Here is a 20,231-nt window from a genome sequence, read left to right as displayed (position 1 = left end):
CGTGATGCGGTCGGGTAACACCGGCACCGCAGGCTCCTGGACATGACCTCGAATACGCGTGTGGTGGTGATCGGCGCCGGCCTCGCGGGCGTACGTCTCGCCCGGCGGCTCGGCGAGCTGGGCACGCCCGCGCTGCTCGTCGGCGAGGAGGAGCACCGGCCGTACAACCGGGTGCTGCTCGCCGAGGTGCTGGCCGGGCGGTACGTGCCCGAGGTGATAGCGCTGCCCGCGCCCACCGGCCTGGTCCGCGCCCGGGTCACCGGCATCGACCGCGCCGGGCGCCTGCTGCGCTGCGCGGACGGCTCGGTGATCGCATACGACACGCTCGTCCTGGCCACCGGCTCCAACCCGGTGCTGCCGCCGCTGCGCGGACTGTTCACCCCCGACCACGAACTCCCCGAGGGTGTCCACGCGTTCCGCACCATGGACGACTGCCTGGCCCTGTCCAAGGCGGTCCGGCCGGGCGTGCGCGCGGTGGTCGTCGGCGGCGGACTGCTCGGGGTGTCCGCCGCGCGGGCCCTCGCGGCGCGCGGCGCCCAGGTGGTGCTCGCCCAACAGGCCGAGCGGCTGATGGAACGCCAGCTCGACCCGAACGCCTCCCGGCTCGTCCTGCGCCACCTGAAGGACCTCGGCGTCGAGGTGCACACCGAGTGCCGGGTGCGCGACGTGCGCTCGGTGGGCGGCGCCGTCCGCTCGGTCGAGATGGCCGACGGCTACGCCCTCGACGCGGACCTCGTGGTCATCGCCTGCGGAGTCCACCCGCGCGTCGGCCTCGCCCAGGACGCGGGCCTCGCCGTCCACAAGGGCGTCCTCGTCGACGACGAACTGCGCACCTCCGACCCGCACATCCACGCCATCGGCGACTGCGCCCAGCACGCCGGCACGGTCTACGGCCTCGCCACCCCGGCCCTCGAACAGGCCGAGGCGCTCGCCGAACTGCTCGCCGGGGACCCGGCGAGCGCCACCGCCCGCTACACCGGCACCCGCTCACTGACCCGGCTGACCCTCACCGGCCCCGACTCCCCCTTCGACCTGGCCGCCTTCGGTGAGACCGAGGCACTGCCCGGCGACGACGTCGTCCAGCTCACCGACGCCACCCGGGGCACCTACCGCAAGGTCGTCGTCCGCGACGACCGCCTGGTCGGCGGGGTCCTGGTCGGCGAACTCGGCACCGTCGGCGCCCTCGCGCGCGCCTGGGAGGGAGCAGAGCCGCTCCCGTCCGACGGCGGCCCCCTGCTCCACCTGCTCACCAACGATGGAGGCTCCTGATGTCCACCGGCACCCCCACGATCGTGCTCGTCGGCCACGGCATGGTCGGCCAGCGCTTCCTCGAAGCGCTCGCCGAGCGCGGCCTGACCGCCACGCACCGCGTGGTCGTGCTGTGCGAGGAGCCGCGCCCGGCCTACGACCGCGTCGCCCTCACCTCGTACTTCTCGGGCAAGACCCCCGAGGACCTGTCCATGACGGACATGGGGTTCATCAACGACCACGGCATCGAGCTGTACGTCGGGGACCCGGCCGAGACGGTCGACCGCGAGGCGAAGAGGGTCACGGCCAGGTCCGGCCAGGTCTTCGAGTACGACACCCTGGTCCTCGCCACCGGCTCCTACCCCTTCGTGCCGCCGGTCCCGAACAAGGACGCCGGGGGCTGCTTCGTCTACCGCACGATCGAGGACCTCCTCGCCATCGAGGAGTACGCCAAGTCGAGGGCGACGACCGGTGCGGTGGTCGGCGGCGGTCTGCTGGGCCTGGAGGCGGCCGGTGCGCTCAAGGGCCTCGGACTCACCTCCCACATCGTGGAGTTCGCGCCGCGCCTGATGCCCGTCCAGGTCGACGAGGGCGGCGGCGCGGCCCTGCTGCGCACCATCGAGGAGATGGGCCTGACCGTCCACACGGGCGTCGGCACGCAGGAGATCGTCGTCGACGACTCCGGTGCCGTGACCGGCATGAAGCTGTCCGACGGCTCCGAACTCGCCACCGACCTGGTGGTGTTCAGCGCCGGAGTCCGCCCCCGCGACCAGCTCGCCCGCGACTGCGGCCTCACGGTCGGCGAGCGCGGCGGCATCACCGTCGACGAGCAGTGCCGTACGGTCTCCGACCCGCACGTGTTCGCGATCGGCGAGTGCGCGCTGGCGGCGGACGGCCGGGTGTACGGCCTGGTCGCCCCCGGATACGAGCAGGCCGAGACGGCGGCGGCGACGATCGCGCGGGACGAGGCCGAGTTCACCGGCGCCGACCTGTCGACCAAGCTGAAGCTGCTCGGTGTCGACGTCGCCTCCTTCGGCGACGCGCACGGGGTCACCGAGGACTGCCTGGACGTCGTCTACTCCGACTCCCGCGCCGGCCTGTACAAGAAGCTGGTCATCGGCCGGGACGGCACGCTGCTCGGCGGCATCCTGGTCGGCGACGCGGAGGCGTACGGCACGCTGAAGGCGTTCACCGGCTCGGTCCCGCCGGTCTCCCCCGAGTCGCTGGTGCTGCCCGCCGGCGCCGGCGAATCCGTCCAGCTCGGCCCGGCCGCGCTGCCGGACGACGCGATCATCTGCTCCTGCAACAACGTCCGCAAGGGCACGATCCGCGGCGCCGTCACCGAGCACAACTGCACCACCGTGCCCGAGGTGAAGAAGTGCACCAAGGCCGGTACGACCTGCGGCAGCTGCGTCAAGGTGCTCGGCCAGCTGGTCACCGCCGAGCTGGAGGCGAGCGGCGTCGAGGTCGACAAGGGCCTGTGCGGCTGCTTCTCGCAGACCCGCGAGGAGCTGTACGAGATCGTCCTCGCCCTGCGCATCAACACCTACCAGGACCTGCTGGACCGCTACGGCCGCGACGACGCCAAGGGCGGCGACGGCTGCGAGGTCTGCAAGCCGGCGGTCGGCTCGATCATCGCCTCCCTCGCCCCGTCCATCGGCGTGAGCGGCTACGTGCTGGACGGCGAGCAGGCCGCGCTGCAGGACACCAACGACCACTTCCTCGCCAACCTGCAGAAGAACGGCTCGTACTCGGTCGTCCCGCGCATCCCCGGCGGTGAGATCACCCCCGAGGGCCTGATCGTGATCGGCGAGATCGCCCGCGACTTCGGCCTCTACACGAAGATCACCGGCGGTCAGCGCATCGACATGTTCGGCGCCCGAGTCGAGCAACTCCCCCTCATCTGGGCCAGGTTGGTCGACGCCGGCTTCGAGTCGGGCCACGCCTACGGCAAGGCGCTGCGCACGGTGAAGTCCTGCGTGGGCCAGACCTGGTGCCGCTACGGCGTCCAGGACTCGGTCCGCATGGCGATCGACCTGGAACTGCGCTACCGCGGCCTGCGCTCGCCCCACAAGCTCAAGTCCGCGGTCTCCGGCTGCGCCCGCGAGTGCGCGGAGGCCCAGTCGAAGGACTTCGGCATCATCGCGACGTCCGGCGGCTGGAACCTCTACGTCGGCGGCAACGGCGGCGCCACCCCGCGGCACGCGGACCTCCTGGCCCAGGACCTCTCCGACACCGAACTGGTCCGCCTGATCGACCGCTTCCTGATGTTCTACATCCGCACCGCCGACCGCCTGGAGCGCACCTCGACCTGGCTGGAGCGCATCCCCGGCGGTCTCGACCACGTCCGGGACGTGGTCGTCGAGGACTCCCTCGGCATCTGCGAGGAGCTGGAGTCCCTGATGGCGGCCCACGTCTCGAACTACCGCGACGAGTGGGCGGAGACCATCAACGACCCCGAGAAGCTCTCCCGCTTCGTCTCCTTCGTCAACGCGCCCGACACCCCCGACCCGGTCGTCGGCTTCGTCCCGGAGCGCGACCAGATGAAGCCCGACCTGCCGCTGCTCACCATCGGCCACCGTCCCCTGGAAGGGAGCACCCAGCGATGACCCTGGCACCCGAGACGACCGACCTGAAGGTTCAACTCCAGCTGGAAGACAGCTGGTTCACGGTCTGCGACCTGCACCAGCTGGTACCGGGCCGGGGCGTGGCGGCCCTGCTGCCCGACGGCCGCCAGGTGGCCCTGTTCCGGGACCGGACGGACCGGCTGTACGGCATCGACAACCGCGACCCGTTCGGCGGCGCGGCGGTCCTGTCCCGCGGCCTGACCGGCACCGAAAGGGGCCGCCCGTTCGTCGCCTCGCCCCTGCTCAAGCAGCGCTTCGACCTGGAGACCGGGCAGTGCCTGGACGACGAGGCCGTACGGGTGGCTTCGTACGAGGTACGGGCGCGGTAGCACTTCGGCGGGGGGTGGAACTGTGGCTCGCGGCTCGACCGGCGGGGCTCACGCCTTCAGGGCGCCGTACTCCACCCCCGTCAGCCGCGCGGACTCCTCCCAGAGCCGACGGGCCGCCGGGTCGCTGAGGGTCCAGCGGGCCCGCCAGGACGGCGCCGGCGCCCCCCGCCACCCGCCGAACGCGGGCCCGAAGAAGGAGTCGGGCCGTACGTCCGGGGCGGTCGCCGCGTACAGGGAGGGCAGGGCGCCCGCCTCGGCGGACTGGGCGAAGACCCGGTTGCCGATCCCCATCAGCCACTCGGCACCCCGTCGGCCCTCGGACCGGGGTCCGGCGCTCTGCAGGTTGGTGTCGGCGTACCCGGGGTGCGCGGCGGCCGCGACGACCTCCCCGCCGTGCCCGGCCAGTCGGCGCGCCAGCTCGTGCGTGAAGAGCAGGTTGGCGCTCTTGGAGCGGGCGTAGGCGATCCAACGCCGGTAGCGGCCCTCGCTGTTGAGGTCGTCGATGTCGATGTTGGCCAGGGCGTGCATCATGCTGGAGACGGTCACGATCCGGGCGTCCGGGGCGGCCAGCAGCGCGGGCAGCAGCAGCCCGGTGAGCGCGAAGTGCCCGAGGTGGTTGACCCCGAACTGGGTCTCGAACCCGTCGGCGGTGGTGCCGTACGGCGGGGCCATCACCCCGGCGTTGTTGACGAGCAGATCGAGCCGGTCGTACTCGCGGGTGAAGAGTTCGGCGAAGTTCCGCACGGAGGCGAGATCACCGAGGTCGAGCCGCCCGACCTCGACGTCGGCCTCCGGCACCTCGCGCCGCATCCGCTGGACGGCGTCCCTGCCCCGCGCCTCGCTGCGGCAGGCGAGCACCACCCGGGCCCCCTTGCGCGCCAGCTCCCTGGCGGTGACGTAGCCGAGCCCGCTGTTGGCGCCGGTGACGACGGCACGGCGGCCCGCCTGCTCGGGAATGTCGGTAACGCTCCAGCCGGTCATGTCCGGGCTCCCTCCGCCTTCGACTGTGCCGCGCTCAGCGTAGGCAAACTACTCCGGACGCGGCTGACTACTCTGGACGCCATGAGGCTCTCGCCGCTCACCGCCCGGGAACGCTTCACCGCGTCGAGGATCGCGAGGCTGGCGACGGCGGACGCGCGGGGGGTGCCCCACGCGGTGCCGGTGACGTTCGCCGCCCCCGCCTCCGCCGACGTCCTGTACTTCGCGGTGGACGACAAGCCCAAGAGCACGTGGGACCTGCGGCGCCTGCGCGACATCCGGGAGAACCCGGCGGTGTCCGTACTGGTCGACCACTACGCCGAGGACTGGACGACCCTGTGGTGGGCCCGCGCCGACGGCCACGCGGAAGTACTCCCACCCGGCCTTCCCGAAGTCCACCGCGCGCTGGACCTGCTGTGCGACAGGTACGACCAGTACAAGGAGTCTCCTCCACGGGGGCCGGTGGTCGCGGTCCGGGTGACACGGTGGAGCGGCTGGGCGTCCGCGTGAACCCCCTTCCCCCTCAGTCCCGCCGGATGAGTTCCGGATCGATCCGACGGCCGACGAGGGGAAGCGCCCCGACAGCGGCGACCGCCACGACCCCCAGGGCACACCCGAGCAGGGCAGGCACGCCGGCGCCGTCCCAGAAGATCGCACCGCCTCCGGTGACGAGATAGCTGGACTCGGCCATCTTCCCGGCGGCCACGGCCAGCACGAGGCCCACGGCGAGCGGCAACACGACCTGGGCCACCTGCACCGCCCGCAGCGTGCTCGCCCTCGCACCGAGGAGGGTGAGGGCGGTGACCTGCGGGCGGCGCTCGACGATGCGGTCGATGGCGGCTACGACGTAGGCGGCTGCGCCGATCAGTAGGCCTAGGAGCATGCCGACAGCAAGGAGGGTTCGGATGATGGCGATCTGCTGGAGGCCGGTTACGTCCAAACCCTGGGGGATCAGATCGACGGTGGGAGCGACATGACCAATGCTGTCGAGGACCTTGTGGACGGTCTTCGGATCGGAGCCGCTGATCAGGGTGAGCGTGGCGTCCTGAGGACGCGTTCCGCGGGGCAGCATGGAAGGCGGTACGAGGATGGATCCGTTGTCCGGGAGCGGCAGTTCCGCTTGGCCCCGGTACTGGACGGTTCGCTGAGGGGCCGTGAACGTCACCTGGCGACGCCCACCGTCCAGCTTGAACAGGAGTTTTCCTCCTCCATCGCTCATCCCACCCGAGGGCTGCTCAAGGTCCCGCAACCGCAGGGGCCTCCCGTCGACACACTTACCCATCCACGGCACCACGTTCCGAAGCTGGGCGCAGGTGGCGAACAGGAGCAGCGGCGACCAGGCCAGCTCTGCGGCGCCAACCCGCGCTGAGTTCATGGTGACGAGATAGGTGCGCGTCTCCGGCAGCCGTTCGCGGGATCGCCGCTGGGCAGTGGTGAGCTGCGCGTAGGGCATGTCGTAGAGCTGAACCCGAGCGGTGCTATTGGAGACCTGGTCCAACTGGACCAAGACACCCTGGGCAAGGGATGCCCCGAACACCAACAGCACCAGGCCGGCGGCCACCCGTAGAGCACCTCCCGGCTCGGCCTCGTTGCGCCGCATGGCGAGCCCCAGGGCAAGAGACCGGGTGGACCGGGCAACGTTGCGCGCCAGGAAACGGCACAGGATCGGCAGAGTCGCCACGAGGCCGACGCCGATGAGGATGGCCCCCGACGGGATGAGCAGTGCGGACAGCCCGGTGCTGCGGGGCGCATGCCCGGTCACACCAGCGACGCAGTACCCCACCGCGATGCCCGACCCCGCCAGCAAGGGAATCAATCCCCAGACGGAAGGAGACTTCTCCGGGGCCGCCCTGCGGACGGCGAGCGGATTCGCAGCCGCCTTCCGGGCACTCGCCCGCCCGACGAACCAGGCGAGCACCGGGCAACCCACCAGGCACGCGAAGAGCGTGGAACCGGACAAGGCGCCGTCTACCGGATACCAGGTGAATCCCGGAAGCCCGACCCGGGACACGACTTGGTTCAGGCTCCAGTACTCGCCCAGCCCGAGAAGGGCACCGAGCCCGGCAGCGGCCACCGTCTCGGCGGCGTTCACCCGCTGCACCTGCTTGACGCTCATGCCCAGCAGGCGGAGCGCGGCCAGCCTGCGGGCCCGCTCGGCAGCGGAGAGGCGAGCGCAGACGGAGAGGAACACGGTGAGGGGCAGCAGGACGACGCAGGCCATCGTGAAGCGCAGGATGTCGAGTGTCGACGGCTCGACCGTCGTCGTCGGGGGATACTCCTTACCGAACCGGGACACCGGCCAGCCCTCGGTGAGCTGTTCCCGGCTCATGCCCACGTAGGCGACGAGTTCCTCGGGACGAGCCAGCCCCTGGGCTCCGATCAGTCCCGCCTCCCGACCGGGCAATCGCTGCGCCAATTCTGGTTCGGCGCGCAGCGCCTGGTGCAGCCGCGGGGATACGAAGACCTCTCCGGGCTTCGGAAGGGCCTGCAGCCCCGGCGGCGGCTCTACCGTCTTGGTTCCCCCGGCCATGAAGATGCGGGTGAGGGGCCTGGAACCGTAGGGGTCGGTCCGCTCCAGCCACAGCGGGTAGCTGCCCACCCTGGATGAGGGCGCGTCAATCGGCTGCCGGGCCGCGACCCGAGCGTCCTGTGCCGCCAGGACGCCGGGAATCGTAAGCACGATGGCCAGGCAGCAGACACCGATCGAGCCGCCGATGGTCATGAGCGCGAACCGCACCCGGTTGCCGCGTCCGCTGCCGAACAGCAGTCGCAGCCCCAGAAGGAGTTCCTTCACCGACCCGACCGCCCTTGCAGGGTGAGAACACCGTCGACCATGGTGTACCGGGTGTCCGCACGAGCCGCCACATCCGCGTCATGAGTGACGAGAACGACGGCCGTGTCCTGCGAGCGTGCCAGCGTGAGGAACTCCTCCAGGACCGCCTCCGCGCTGACACTGTCGAGGGAACCGGTCGGCTCGTCGGCGAACACCACTGCCGGCCGGTGCACCAGGGCGCGAGCCACGGCGACCCGCTGGCTCTGCCCGCCCGAGACCTGCGAGGGACGCCGCTCCCGCAGCTCCCCCAACCCGAGGCGGCCGAGCACCTCCCCCGCAGTCGCGAGCGCCTGTGCCTTACGCTGCCCGGCCAGCCTGAGCGGAAGCGCGGCGTTCTCCTCCACGGTCAGTTCGGGCAACAACTCCCCGTACTGAAAGACGAACCCGAACCTGTCGCGCCGCAGCGAACTCAGTTCGGCGTCACTGAGATGGCCCAACGCTCGACCTTCGAAACGGACTTCGCCGTCACTCACTGGCAGCACACCCGCCAGGCAATACAGGAGGGAGGACTTCCCTGAGCCGCTGGGGCCCATAACGGCTGCGACCTCGCCGCGCTGGAGCGCGATACTCGCTCCCTTCACCGCCTGCGAGGACCCGTAGCGGAGATCGATTCCTTGAGCGGCAAGCACCTGGGACATCGCGACCCACTCAGCGACGGTGGAGCTGGTACGTGCTGGTGCAGTTGTCCGGATGGATCGCTCCCTTGTCACGGCACGTCCGGAGGTATGCGTTGTCCGTGTACCGCTGGGCGCCGTCCCAGTTGGAGTGGTGCAGGTAGACGCGCTTCCCCTGCTTGCCGTAGTAGCGAACCCAGTCGTGACCTTCGACACGGACCTCCATGTAACCGTTGTGACCGTCGTTCGGGTCCCCGTCGGTCAGGAAGCCGTTCCATTCGATGGAACCGTGGTTCCGCTCGGGCGGATTGAACTGGTAGTTGCCATGCTGAAAGTACGCTCCAGTCGTCAGCAGATCCGGCAACGGCCGCCAAGCCGAAGCCAACGCCGTCCCCACCCCCGCAAGAAAGACCCCCGCCGCGACAACGCCCACAACAACCTTCTTCACGCGCACACCTCTCCACACCCCGACCACCCCACCGGCACCCGGAGTCACAGAACGTAGCGGATCGATAACGCGCTGAAACCTTAAGGCATAAGATCGCCACCACATCAGGTGATCCAGAACCGGCCACCGCCGGGACAGCCCGCCCGGCTCGGTCGCCGAAGGCTCCTCGCCGGGCAGCGCGTGTCCGCTCAGACCGCGGTGAAGGTCCACTGCACGTTGGAACTGCTGTTCCCCGACCACTGCTTGGTCACGGAGCCCGAGGGCACGTTGCCGCCGCCGTCGAGGACGAGGCCGGTGGCGCGGTTGACGATCCAGTACCGGCCGCCGCCCTGGTACTTGAGCTGCCACTGCTGGGTGTTGCCACCGCTCCAGGTGGCCTCCAGGGCGGCGGAGCCGTCCGTGGTGGCGCCCCCTCCGTCGGCGACCATGCCGTTGGCGCGGTTGACCAGCTTGTAGTAGCCGGTACCGAGCTCGACGGCCTGCCACTGCAGGTTGGTGCTGCCGTTCCAGGTCCACTGCTTGAGGTTGGAGCCGCTGGGGACGTTCCCGCCGCCGTCCAGCACCAGCCCGTCGGTGACGTTGGTGATCCTGAACCACGCCGAGGGGTCGAGCTGCACCTTCATCGACACAACGGCGTCGTTGTTGCCGGTGTTCCGAAGATCGGCGTTGTCGGCGGTGAAGGTCCAGGCGGTGCCGGTGAAGTTGTCACCGGAGTAGCCGATGATCTGGTAGCCGGGGGCCGGCTTCAGCGAGGACAGGCTGCGGCTGGGCAGACCGGCGAGCGACAACTGGTCGGCGGTGTAGTTGCCGAGCTGGAGCACGGAGGAGCCGCCCAGGTAGTTGACGTCCTGGTAGACCACGGCCCCGGACAGTGGCTGCAGGGGCGGGATCTGGCCGGAGAAGGTCAGCTTCACGACGTAGGCGAGTGCGGCGAACGGCGCCGACGACGACGGCAGGGTCACGTGCAGCCCGGCCGAGTCCTGCGTCGGCGCGGGCAGGTCCGTGTAGCTGCCGGCGGTGGAGTTCAGCAGCTTCGCCGAGGTCAGGGAACTGGCGTTGATCCGGGTCGAGTTGAGCGACGATATCCTCAGCGTGCTGCCCGGCCAGCCGAGGACCGTGGCGTACAGGACGGTGTTGTTCTTGTTCCGGGTGAAGCGGATGTCCTGCGCGGTGCCGACCTGCGGGGCGGTGAAGGCGCCGCCGCCCATGTGCGTGGGACCTTCGCCGTACGCGGTCCAGGCCCGGGTCGAGTAGATCGACTCGCCGAAGCGCTTCAGGTAGTCGCCGATGCCGAGCAGGATGTCCTTCTGGGCCTGGGGGATCGTGCCGTCCGCCATCGGGGCGATGTTGAGCAGCATGTTGCCGTTCTTGCTGACCCGGTCGATCAGTGAGTGCAGCATCTGCTGGGTGCTGTAGTAGCCGATGCCGTTCGTGTAGCACCAGCTGGAGCTGGAGATGCTGTCGTCGGTGAGCCAGTAGGGGGCGGTGATGTCGGCGGGGCCGCCGCGCTCGTAGTCGAAGACCTCGCCGTGGCCGTCGAAGCCGTCCTTGTAGGTGGCGACGACTTCGCGGCCCCACGCCTGGGCCTGGTTGTAGTAGTACGACAGGAAGTTCAGCCGCTGGGTCTGGTCGACCTTGTTCAGGTCGAAGTCCTCCCAGATGATGTCGGGCTGGGCGAGGTCGATGACCTCCTTGAGCTTGTCGTACCACAGCTGGTTCTCGGCCGTGGCGCCCAGCTGCCCGTAGAGCTTCTGCAGGCTCGGGTCGGACTGCGCGGGCACGTGGTCGTAGTAGCCGTTGAAGTTGAACGCGTGGTGCATGGCCACCAGGAGCTTCAGCCCCTTGGCGCGGATGGAGTCGGTGAACAGCTGGAGCAGGTTGAGCTGGGGGCCCTTGGCGACCGAGTTCCACTCGTTGACCGAGCTGTTCCACATGGAGAAGCCGTCGTGGTGCTCGGCGACCGGGCCGGCGAACCGGGCGCCGGCGTCGACGAAGAGCTGCGCCCACTCGTCCGGGTCGAACTTCCCGCCCGCGGACTTCAGCTTCGGGGCGAACTTGTTGAAGTTGCCGTTCAGGTCCTTCGCGCCGTTGATGAAGTTGTGGTACGGCCACGCCGACGGGTCGCCGTAGGTTGCGATGTGGTGCTGGTTGCACGGATCGCCGCTGATGTACATGCGGCGCGGGTACCACTCGTTCCCATAGGCCGGAACGCTGAACACGCCCCAGTGGTAGTAGATGCCGAACTTGGCGTCCTTGAACCACTCGGGAGCCGGGGTGTGCTGGTCGACCGAGGCCCATGTGGCGGTGTACGCGGTCGCGGCCCGGGCGGCGCCGGCGGCAAGGACGTCGCCAACGACCGCCGCCGCCGCGACACCGGTGGCGCTCGCCAGGAACTGGCGTCTGTTGATCATGGTGGTACCTCCGTCAGAGCTGTGGTGGGAGACCGGGGCCGGCGGCCAGGGGGCGTACTTCAGGTGGCGGGAGTGCGACGTACGCGAGCACTCCGGACCGGAGGCGGTCGGCGGGCGGTTGACTCGGCGCCACGGCGTGCGGGCGACGATGTCCGCGGTGAGACGGGTGGATGGAGCAGCGTCACCGGCTGGGAACGGCGACGGAGCCTGCGGACTCCAGGGGGCTCCCGGCGGAGCAGTCTCCCGACATGTCCTCACTCCGTTCCCGTACGGCAGCACCGCCGCGTACCTCTTCGGCTCCCGGATCCTCTCGGAGACCTCTGAGCCGCGTGTGCCGGATGTCACGCATGAAATTGCGGCACCCACCCTGCCCGTGTCAACGGGTGTGCAGGGATGAAAGACGCCTTTCCGCTGCACTTTTTCCCAGGTATGTGCGGCAATCAGCCGTTTTCTCCCTGCGTAGACATGGCATGTCTACCCGTCAGACACCGGTGCTCCCGGGCCGGTTGACCGCGTCCCCCAAAGCCCGGTCTCGACAGTCGCCGCAGCTGACGCACAGAAGGGCGGCACCCCCGCACAGGGTGCCGCCCTTCTTCTCGCGCACCGGAGCCGCCGCCGATCGGTGAGGGTCGGGGACCGACGGCGGCTCCGGGGTCTACGGAGCGTCAGCGGTGGTCGCTGCCCTCCGACTGGGTGGCCGCGCGGCCGGCCTCCAGGCGGGCCACCGGGATGCGGAACGGTGAGCAGGAGACGTAGTCCAGACCCACCTCGTGGAAGAAGTGGACCGACTCCGGGTCGCCGCCGTGCTCGCCGCACACGCCGAGCTTCAGGTCGGGGCGCGTCTCGCGGCCCGCCTGCGCCGCGGCCTTGACCAGGGAACCCACGCCGTCCTTGTCGATCGTCTCGAAGGGGGAGACGCCGAAGATGCCCTTCTCCAGGTACGCCGTGAAGAAGGAGGCCTCCACGTCGTCGCGGGAGAAGCCCCACACCGTCTGCGTCAGGTCGTTCGTGCCGAAGGAGAAGAACTCCGCCGCCTCGGCGATCTGACCGGCGGTCAGCGCGGCGCGCGGCAGCTCGATCATCGTGCCGATCGACAGCTTCAGGCGGACGCCCGTGGCGGCCTCGACCTCCGTGATGACCTGGTCGGCCTCGTCGCGGACGATCTCCAGTTCCTGGACCGTGCCGACGAGCGGGATCATCACCTCGGCGCGCGGGTCGCCCTTGGCGTTCTTCCGCTCGGCCGCCGCCTCGGCGATGGCCCTGACCTGCATGGTGAACAGACCGGGGATGACCAGGCCGAGGCGTACGCCGCGCAAGCCCAGCATCGGGTTCTGCTCGTGGAGGCGGTGGACCGCCTGGAGCAGACGGAGGTCGTTCTCGTGGGACTCCTGACGGGACTCCGCCAGCGCCACCCGGACCGACAGTTCGGTGATGTCGGGCAGGAACTCGTGCAGCGGCGGGTCGAGGAGGCGGATCGTGACCGGGAGGCCGTCCATCGCCTCGAACAGCTCGACGAAGTCCTTCTTCTGCAGCGGCAGCAGCTCCGACAGGGCGGCCTCGCGCTCCTCCTCGGTGTCGGCGAGGATCAGCTTCTCGACCATCTCGCGGCGCTCGCCGAGGAACATGTGCTCGGTCCGGCACAGGCCGATGCCCTGCGCGCCGAACCGCCGCGCCCGCAGCGCGTCCTCGGCGTTGTCGGCGTTGGCGCGCACCCGCAGGCGGCGCTTGCGATCCGCGAACGCCATGATCCTGTGGACCGCCTCGACCAGCTCGTCCGCGTCGTCGGCGCCCGCGTGCATCCGGCCCTCGAAGTACTCCACCACCGGGGAGGGGACGACGGGCACCTCGCCGAGGTACACCTTGCCGCTGGAACCGTCGATGGAGATGACGTCGCCCTCCTCGACGACGTGACCGCCCGGCACCGTCATCCGGCGGCGCTTGGTGTCGACCTCCAGCTCCTCCGCGCCGCAGACACAGGTCTTGCCCATGCCGCGCGCGACCACGGCCGCGTGGGAGGTCTTGCCGCCGCGGGAGGTCAGGATGCCCTCGGCCGCGATCATGCCGTCGAGGTCGTCGGGGTTGGTCTCACGGCGGACCAGGATGACCTTCTCGCCGGAGCGGGACCACTTGACGGCGGTGTACGAGTCGAAGACGGCCTTGCCGACCGCCGCGCCCGGCGAGGCCGCGATGCCCCGGCCGACCTTCTCGACCTTCGCGTCCTCGTCGAAGCGCGGGAACATCAGCTGGGCCAGCTGGGCGCCGTTGACGCGCTGGAGGGCCTCCGTCTCGTCGATCAGCCCCTGGTCCACCAGCTGGGTGGCGATGCGGAAGGCCGCGCCCGCCGTGCGCTTGCCGACGCGGGTCTGCAGCATCCACAGCTGGCCGCGCTCGATGGTGAACTCGATGTCGCAGAGATCCTTGTAGTGGTTCTCCAGGGTCTCCATGATCTGCATCAGCTGGTCGTACGACTTCTTGTCGATCTGCTCCAGCTCCGCGAGGGGGACGGTGTTGCGGATGCCCGCGACCACGTCCTCGCCCTGCGCGTTCTGCAGATAGTCGCCGTACACGCCCTGGTGGCCGGAGGCGGGGTCGCGGGTGAACGCGACGCCCGTGCCGGAGTCCGGGCCGAGGTTGCCGAAGACCATCGAACAGACGTTGACGGCCGTGCCGAGGTCGTGCGGGATGCGCTCCTGGCGGCGGTACAGCTTGGCGCGGTCGCCGTTCCAGGAGTCGAAGACCGCCTTGACGGCGAGGTCCATCTGCTCGCGCGGGTCCTGCGGGAAGTCCCGGCCGGCCTCGGTCTTGACGATCTTCTTGAACTTGGTGACCAGCTTCTTCAGGTCGGCCGCCTCGAGGTCCGTGTCCACGGTGACCTTCTTGGCCGTCTTGGCCGCCTCCAGGGCCTCCTCGAAGAGGTCGCCGTCGACGCCGAGGACGGTCTTGCCGAACATCTGGATGAGGCGGCGGTAGGAGTCCCAGGCGAAGCGGTCGTCGCCGGCCTGCCGGGCGAGGCCCTGGACCGACTTGTCGGACAGCCCGATGTTGAGGACCGTGTCCATCATGCCCGGCATGGAGAACTTGGCGCCGGAGCGCACGGAGACCAGCAGCGGGTCGTCGGCCTGGCCGAGCTTCTTGCCCATCTTCTGCTCGAGGCTGTCGAGGTGCGCACTCACCTCGTCACGCAGTGCCGTCGGCTCCTCGCCACTGTCGAGGTAGACCTTGCAGGCCTCGGTGGTGATGGTGAAGCCGGGCGGGACGGGAAGACCCAGGTTGGTCATCTCGGCGAGGTTCGCGCCCTTGCCCCCGAGGAGGTCCTTGAGGTCCTTGTTGCCCTCGGTGAAGTCGTAAACGAACTTCGCTACGTGGGGATCTTTGTTTTCCGACACGGGTCTCGACTCCTTGAGGCCGCGGTGGCTGCCCTGACGGCCAGGAACATACCCAGATCGAAGGCGTCTGGGTACGTCCACTTGTGCGTCATGCGCCCGTAACCGGTCGTCCGCCAGCAGATCGAAAGTCAAAGCTTGGCAAGCCGTGGAGGCCCTATGTTTTCACTTCTTGAACGCACAGCCGTCCTGCGAGGCGATTTTCCGCTCAGGTGAGCGGACTGTATGCACGTCTGATTTCGATCGATGAACGATCAAAGGATGGCACCCAGTGCCACCCTTTGAGGAAGTGCAGTCGCCCATGATCCGCTCATCTGAGCGCTGCCCTTATCAAGGGTGGCGAGAATCACGCTGCCACAGGCGCTCGGATTTCACCATGCGGACCGGCCCGCGGACTGGTCGGTGCACCTCACACGCCCAGCGCCGTGAGCCGTTCCTCGACCCGCTCGGGTGCGTACAAGTGCTCGACGACCAGCGCCCCGGCGCCTATCAGCCCCGCCCGCTCCCCCAGCCGCGAGGTGACGACGTCCAGGTGGGCGGTGGAGCGCGGCAGCGCACGCTGGTAGAGCAGTTCGCGTACGCCGGTCAGGAACGCGGTTCCGGCCAGATCGCCGGCGATCATCAGCACGCCGGGGTTGAGCAGGGTGACGACGGTCGCGAGCACGTCACCGACCCGGCGCCCGGCCTCCCGGGCCAGCGCCGCCGCCTCCGGGTGCCCGGAAGCCAGCAGGTCGCGCACGTCCGAGCCGGAGGCCGCCGGCACGCCCGCCTCCGCCAGCCGCCGGGCCACGGCGCCCCCGCTGGCGAGCGCGGCCAGACAGCCGTAGGAGCCGCACCGGCACAGCGCCTCGGCGCCCTCCGGCACCCGGATGTGGCCGATGTCGCCGGCGCCTCCGTCGATGCCACGGTAGATCGAGCCGCCGACCACGACCCCGGCGCCTATCCCGGTCGAGACCTTGACCAGCACGAAGGCCGAGCAGTCCGGGTGTCCGCTGCGCTGTTCGCCGTACGCCATGAGGTTGGCGTCGTTGTCGACCAGGACCGGTACGGCGGGCGCGCCGGTGTGTTCGGTGAGGGCGCGGGAGAGACGGCCCCTTATGTCGTAGCCGTCCCAGCCGGGCATGATCGGGGGCTGGACCACCCGGCCCGACTCGCTGTCCACCGGGCCCGGCACAGCCAGCCCGATCCCGCAGACCTCGTCCGCGCGGTGTCCCGCCTTCTCCAGCAGTTCGCCGAACCAGCGGCCCAGCTCGCCGAGGACGGTCTCGGGGCCGTCCTCGACGACCAGCGTGCCGGAGTGCTCGGCGAGCAGCTCGCCGGTGAGGGAGAGCACGGCCGCGCGGGCGTGCCGGGTGTCCAGGTCGGCGGCGAGGACCACGGCGTGCGAGTCGTCGAACTCCAGGGTGATGGAGGGGCGGCCGCCGAGCGGCGAGTCGACCGGGCCGCCGGCGCCCTCGCGCAGCCAGCCGGCCCGGAACAGCCGGTCGAGGCGGTTGCCGACGGTGGCCCGGGACAGTCCGGTGGCCTGCTGGAGGGCGCCGCGCGTGGTGGCTCGCCCACTGCGCACGAGTTCGAGCAGTTCACCGGCGCTCGCCTGACTCCCCACCCTGCTCGGCCCTCCCGCCCCGCCGACCCGTCCGGCCCCACCGGTCCCGCCGGCCTCTCCGGTCCTGACCGGCCCGCCGGCTCTGCCGGCCTCCCGGGTTCTGCCGGCCGTGCCCGTCGTGCTGGCCCTGCCTCCGGTCCTCCCGGGCCGTCCGGTCATGCGCACCCCCTTGTGTTTCTCAAGCTTGCATTACATATTGAGTTTTGCGTGTTAAATAGACGTAACCCTACGGTAGACCTGGCCGAACCAGACCTTCCGGACGTCTTCGGGGAGCCCCGAGTGGATCGCACCGCCCAGCTCACAGCCCGTTCCACGGAGTGCGGGATCGCATACGATCCTCCGCCTCCGGGCGGGTCGCTGCACCTCAGAGCGGCCCAGGTGCTGCAAGCCAACTGGACGGGCGGCTCCACGGTCCCCTCCCGGAGCCTGTATCCGCACCAGTGGTCCTGGGACTCCGCGTTCATCGCGATCGGGCTGCGGCACGTCTCGCCGCTGCGGGCCCAGACGGAGCTGGAGACGCTGCTCGGCGCCCAGTGGGCCGACGGGCGCGTCCCGCACATCGTCTTCAACCCCTCCGTACCGCTCGACGCGTACTTCCCGAGCCCCGACTTCTGGCGCTCCTCGACCGCGGGGCGCGCTGCGGGCGCCCCGCGCACCGTACAGACCTCCGGCATCGTCCAGCCACCGGTGCACGCGCTGGCGGCCTGGCTGGTGCACCGGTCCGACCCGGTCCTCTCGCACGCCCGGGGCTTCCTGCCCCGGGTGTACCCACGGCTGGCGGCCTGGCACCGCTATCTGCTGCACCGGCGCGACCTGGGCGGCGGCGGTCTCGCGTCCGTCGTGCACCCGTGGGAGCAGGGCATGGACAACAGCCCCTGCTGGGACGCCCCGCTCGCCCGGATCACCCCGGCCCCGGCCCGCTCCTTCCGCCGCGCCGACCTCGACCACGGCGCACCCGAGGACCGGCCGACGGACCTGGACTACGGGCGGTACGTGCGGCTGGCGGCGGACTACCGGGACGGCGGGTACGCCGACGGGGAGGGCGAGTTCGCCGTCGAGGACCCGGCGTTCAACGCCCTGCTCGCCGCCTCCGAGCACGCGCTGGCCCGGATCGCGGCGGAACTGGGAGCGGCGGCCTCGGCCCGGCACGCGCGCGCGGAACGGCTGACCGGCGCGATCCTGGACCGGCTCTGGGACCCGGCGCGGGGCATGTTCTTCTGCCGCGACGTGCGCGGCGGCGGACTGGTTCCGGAGCGCGGCGTCTCCGGTCTGGTCCCGCTGCTGCTGCCCGGCCTGCCCCGCGAGATCTCCGGCGCCCTGGTGCGCACGCTCAGCGGGCCGCACTTCGGCCTGGGCGCCACCACCGCCCTCGTCCCGTCGTACGACCTGCTCGGCGAGGCCTTCGACCCGCACCGGTACTGGCGCGGCCCGGCCTGGTTCAACACCGCCTGGCTGCTGGAGCGGGGCCTGCGCACGCACGGGGAGCCGGCGCGGGCGGACGTGCTGCGGGAGGCGGTGCTGAGCCTGGCCGACCGCACCGACTTCGCCGAGTACGTCGACCCGTACACCGGCGAGGCCTGCGGCGCGACCGGCTTCGGCTGGACCGCCGCGCTCACGCTCGACCTGCTTCACGAGGCCCCGGGGCACACCGTGTCCCCCGCGGGCCCCGGCACGTTCGACAGGAGTGACAAGGGAGGGGACCGGGCATGACGGACCGGCATCATCTGCTCGTGCACGGCGCGACGTTCGCCGCCGTGGGGGACCGGGGCGACATCAGCGGCGTGCGGGGCGGCAGCTCTCCGGACGGGTTATTCGTACGGGACGCCCGGCACCTCAGCCGCTGGCAGCTCACCGTCGACGGCGCGGTGCCCGAGGCGCTCACCCCGGTCGCGGACGGCGACGGGGCGCGCTGTGTGCTCGTACCGCGCGGCGGGCGCCAGGAACCGCCCGCGCACACGCTGTTCCGGGAACAGGCCGTCGGGGACAGCTCCTTCGTGGAGTCGCTCCGGGTGACCAGCAACCGGCCGGTCCCGACCACCGTGCGGCTCGCGATCACCGCCGACGCCGACTTCACCGACCAGTTCGAACTCCGCTCCGACCACCGCACCTACGCCAAGACCGGCGCCGTACGCTCCCGCCAGGTCCTCGACGACGGGCTGGAGTTCACCTACCGGCGCGGCGAGTGGCGGTCCTGTACGACCATCACGGCCGACCCCGCTCCGGACGCCGTCGAGGAGACCGGCACCGGCGCGCGCCGGCTGGTGTGGGCCCTGCACCTCGAACCGCACGGCACGGCGGAACTGGTGCTGCGGGTGATCGCCCGTCCGCACGGCGAGAAGCGGGCCCTGCGGGTGCCTCGCTCCCCGGCCGCCGTGAACGACCAACTCCTCGCGATGGAGGAGGAGTTCGTGGAGGGGGTGGCCTTCCCGACGGGCTGGCCGGAACTGGCGGCGGCCTGTGCGCGCGGTCTGGCCGACCTGGCCGCGCTGCAGGTACCGGCGACCGGCCCGGACGGCGAGGAGCTGCGGGTCCCGGCGGCCGGCGCCCCCTGGTTCCTGACCCTGCTGGGCCGCGACGCCCTGCTGACCTCCCTGTTCGTCCTCCCCTACCGGCCCCGGCCGGCCGCCGCGACGCTCCTCGCGCTCGCCGCGACCCAGGCGACCGAGACCGGTGTGTCCTCGGTCGCCCAGCCCGGCAAGATCGTGCACGAGGTACGGCACGGGGAGCTGGCGCACTTCGAGCAGGTGCCGTTCGGCCGGTACTACGGCTCGGTCGACGCGACCCCGCTGTTCCTGATCCTGCTGGGCGCGTACGTCGAGCGGACCGGGGACACGGCACTGGCCCGCGGTCTTGAGGGGCACGCCCGGGCGGCCATCGGCTGGATGCTGGACCACGGCGGGCTCACCTCGCGGGGCTACCTGGTCTACCGCGCCGACCGGGGCGGCCTCGCCAACCAGAACTGGAAGGACTCCCCCGGCGCCATCTGCTCGGCCGACGGCACCCGGCCGACGGGGCCGGTGATGGCGGCGGGCGCGCAGGGGTACGCCTACGACGCGCTGCGCCGCACGGCGTGGGTGGCGCGCACGGCATGGGAGGACGAGAGGTACGCGGCGCTGCTGGAACAGGCCGCCGCCGATCTGCGCGACCGCTTCCAGCGGGACTTCTGGATGCGGGAGCGGTCCTTCCCGGCGCTGGCGCTCGACGGTGCGGGCCGCCAGGTCGACGCGCTGGCCTCGGACGCGGGGCATCTGCTCTGGTCCGGTCTGCTGGACAAGGAGTACGGCGAGGTGGTCGGCCGCCGGCTGCTGGAACCGGACTTCTTCTCGGGCTGGGGCGTGCGGACGCTGGCGGCGGGACAGCCGGCCTACCACCCGCTCTCCTATCACCGGGGCTCGGTCTGGCCGCACGACAACGCGCTGATCACGCTCGGGCTGGCCCGCTACGGCCTGCACGACGAGGCCCGTACGGTCGCCCACGCCCTGGTCGACGCGGCGACGGCGGCCGGCCACCGGCTCCCGGAGGTGCTGGCCGGCTACGGCCGCGACACTCATCCGGAGCCGGTTCCCTACCCGCACGCCTGCGTCCGCGAGTCCCGCTCGGCGGCGGCGCCGCTGGCCCTGCTGACGGCGGTGGGGGGCGCCTAGAAGGGTCATGAAGATCTTGGTGACCCCTCCAGTGCCACAACAGGCCCGGTGTTGACGAGCCGTTTGCCGGGTGTTTGCCCTGGTCGCTGAACGGGCACCGGGGGCGAACC

13 protein-coding genes are annotated in these 20,231 nt (G+C 70.8%); 6 read left to right on the top strand and 7 right to left on the bottom strand.

Annotation, left to right across the window (positions count from 1 at the left end):
* Window positions 1-42 precede the first annotated feature (42 nt).
* From ACFYMM_RS14090 to nirD, 3 genes are read left to right on the top strand one after another with little or no spacing between them, the layout of a single operon-like run.
* Entirely contained in the window at window positions 43-1,269 is a 1,227-nt protein-coding gene (locus ACFYMM_RS14090; protein ID WP_388386136.1) for an NAD(P)/FAD-dependent oxidoreductase, read from the top strand.
* Complete coding sequence (gene nirB, locus ACFYMM_RS14085) at window positions 1,269-3,857, top strand: nitrite reductase large subunit NirB (RefSeq protein ID WP_388386135.1); 2,589 nt, start codon at window positions 1,269-1,271, stop codon at window positions 3,855-3,857. Before ACFYMM_RS14090 ends, nirB begins: the two co-directional genes overlap by 1 nt.
* A complete protein-coding gene (gene nirD, locus ACFYMM_RS14080) occupies window positions 3,854-4,204 on the top strand; it encodes a nitrite reductase small subunit NirD (protein ID WP_388386134.1) in 351 nt (116 codons plus the stop codon). The genes nirB and nirD overlap by 4 nt, the downstream gene beginning before the upstream one ends.
* A gap of 48 nt (window positions 4,205-4,252) precedes the next feature.
* Here nirD and ACFYMM_RS14075 read toward each other — a convergent pair whose 3' ends face one another.
* Entirely contained in the window at window positions 4,253-5,185 is a 933-nt protein-coding gene (locus tag ACFYMM_RS14075; RefSeq protein WP_388386133.1) for an oxidoreductase, read from the bottom strand.
* An 81-nt stretch (window positions 5,186-5,266) separates the two neighbouring features.
* Between ACFYMM_RS14075 and ACFYMM_RS14070 the strand changes: the two genes are divergently transcribed.
* On the top strand, window positions 5,267-5,692 hold the full coding sequence (locus tag ACFYMM_RS14070; protein WP_388386132.1) for a TIGR03668 family PPOX class F420-dependent oxidoreductase: 426 nt from the start codon (window positions 5,267-5,269) through the stop codon (window positions 5,690-5,692).
* 13 nt (window positions 5,693-5,705) lie between these two features.
* Here the strand turns inward: ACFYMM_RS14070 and ACFYMM_RS14065 are convergent, their stop codons facing one another.
* The 6 genes from ACFYMM_RS14065 to ACFYMM_RS14040 form a co-directional block, all read right to left on the bottom strand.
* A complete protein-coding gene (locus tag ACFYMM_RS14065) occupies window positions 5,706-7,976 on the bottom strand; it encodes an FtsX-like permease family protein (protein ID WP_388386131.1) in 2,271 nt (756 codons plus the stop codon).
* Window positions 7,973-8,653 carry an ABC transporter ATP-binding protein gene (locus ACFYMM_RS14060; RefSeq protein ID WP_388386130.1) on the bottom strand — a complete coding sequence of 227 codons (681 nt, stop codon included), beginning with the start codon at window positions 8,651-8,653 and terminating at the stop codon, window positions 7,973-7,975. The genes ACFYMM_RS14065 and ACFYMM_RS14060 overlap by 4 nt, the downstream gene beginning before the upstream one ends.
* Before the next feature lie 10 nt (window positions 8,654-8,663).
* Window positions 8,664-9,077, bottom strand: coding sequence for a hypothetical protein (locus ACFYMM_RS14055; RefSeq protein WP_388386128.1), 414 nt, complete (start codon window positions 9,075-9,077; stop codon window positions 8,664-8,666).
* A gap of 188 nt (window positions 9,078-9,265) precedes the next feature.
* Window positions 9,266-11,488, bottom strand: coding sequence for an alpha-L-fucosidase (locus tag ACFYMM_RS14050; RefSeq protein WP_388386127.1), 2,223 nt, complete (start codon window positions 11,486-11,488; stop codon window positions 9,266-9,268).
* A gap of 665 nt (window positions 11,489-12,153) precedes the next feature.
* Window positions 12,154-14,874, bottom strand: a complete 2,721-nt coding sequence (gene ppdK / locus ACFYMM_RS14045; protein WP_388386126.1) for a pyruvate, phosphate dikinase — start codon at window positions 14,872-14,874, stop codon at window positions 12,154-12,156.
* A 406-nt stretch (window positions 14,875-15,280) separates the two neighbouring features.
* Window positions 15,281-16,477 (bottom strand): ROK family protein, encoded by a 1,197-nt coding sequence (locus tag ACFYMM_RS14040; protein WP_388386125.1) that lies wholly within the window; start codon window positions 16,475-16,477, stop codon window positions 15,281-15,283.
* 279 nt (window positions 16,478-16,756) lie between these two features.
* Between ACFYMM_RS14040 and ACFYMM_RS14035 the strand changes: the two genes are divergently transcribed.
* Together ACFYMM_RS14035 and ACFYMM_RS14030 are read left to right on the top strand one after the other, a co-directional pair.
* The gene (locus ACFYMM_RS14035) at window positions 16,757-18,187 is read left to right on the top strand and encodes a hypothetical protein (RefSeq protein WP_388386124.1); all 1,431 of its coding nucleotides are present in this window, start codon (window positions 16,757-16,759) and stop codon (window positions 18,185-18,187) included.
* Window positions 18,184-20,121: a glycogen debranching N-terminal domain-containing protein gene (locus tag ACFYMM_RS14030; protein ID WP_388386123.1), complete on the top strand. Its 1,938-nt coding sequence runs from the start codon at window positions 18,184-18,186 to the stop codon at window positions 20,119-20,121. The genes ACFYMM_RS14035 and ACFYMM_RS14030 overlap by 4 nt, the downstream gene beginning before the upstream one ends.
* Window positions 20,122-20,231 lie beyond the last annotated feature (110 nt).

It is taken from the genome of Streptomyces sp. NPDC006739 (genome assembly GCF_042869815.1).
In the GTDB taxonomy this organism is placed as follows: Bacteria; Actinomycetota; Actinomycetes; order Streptomycetales; family Streptomycetaceae; genus Streptomyces.
Note: the sequence above shows the minus strand (reverse complement) of the source record. Positions and strands in the feature narration are given on the sequence as shown.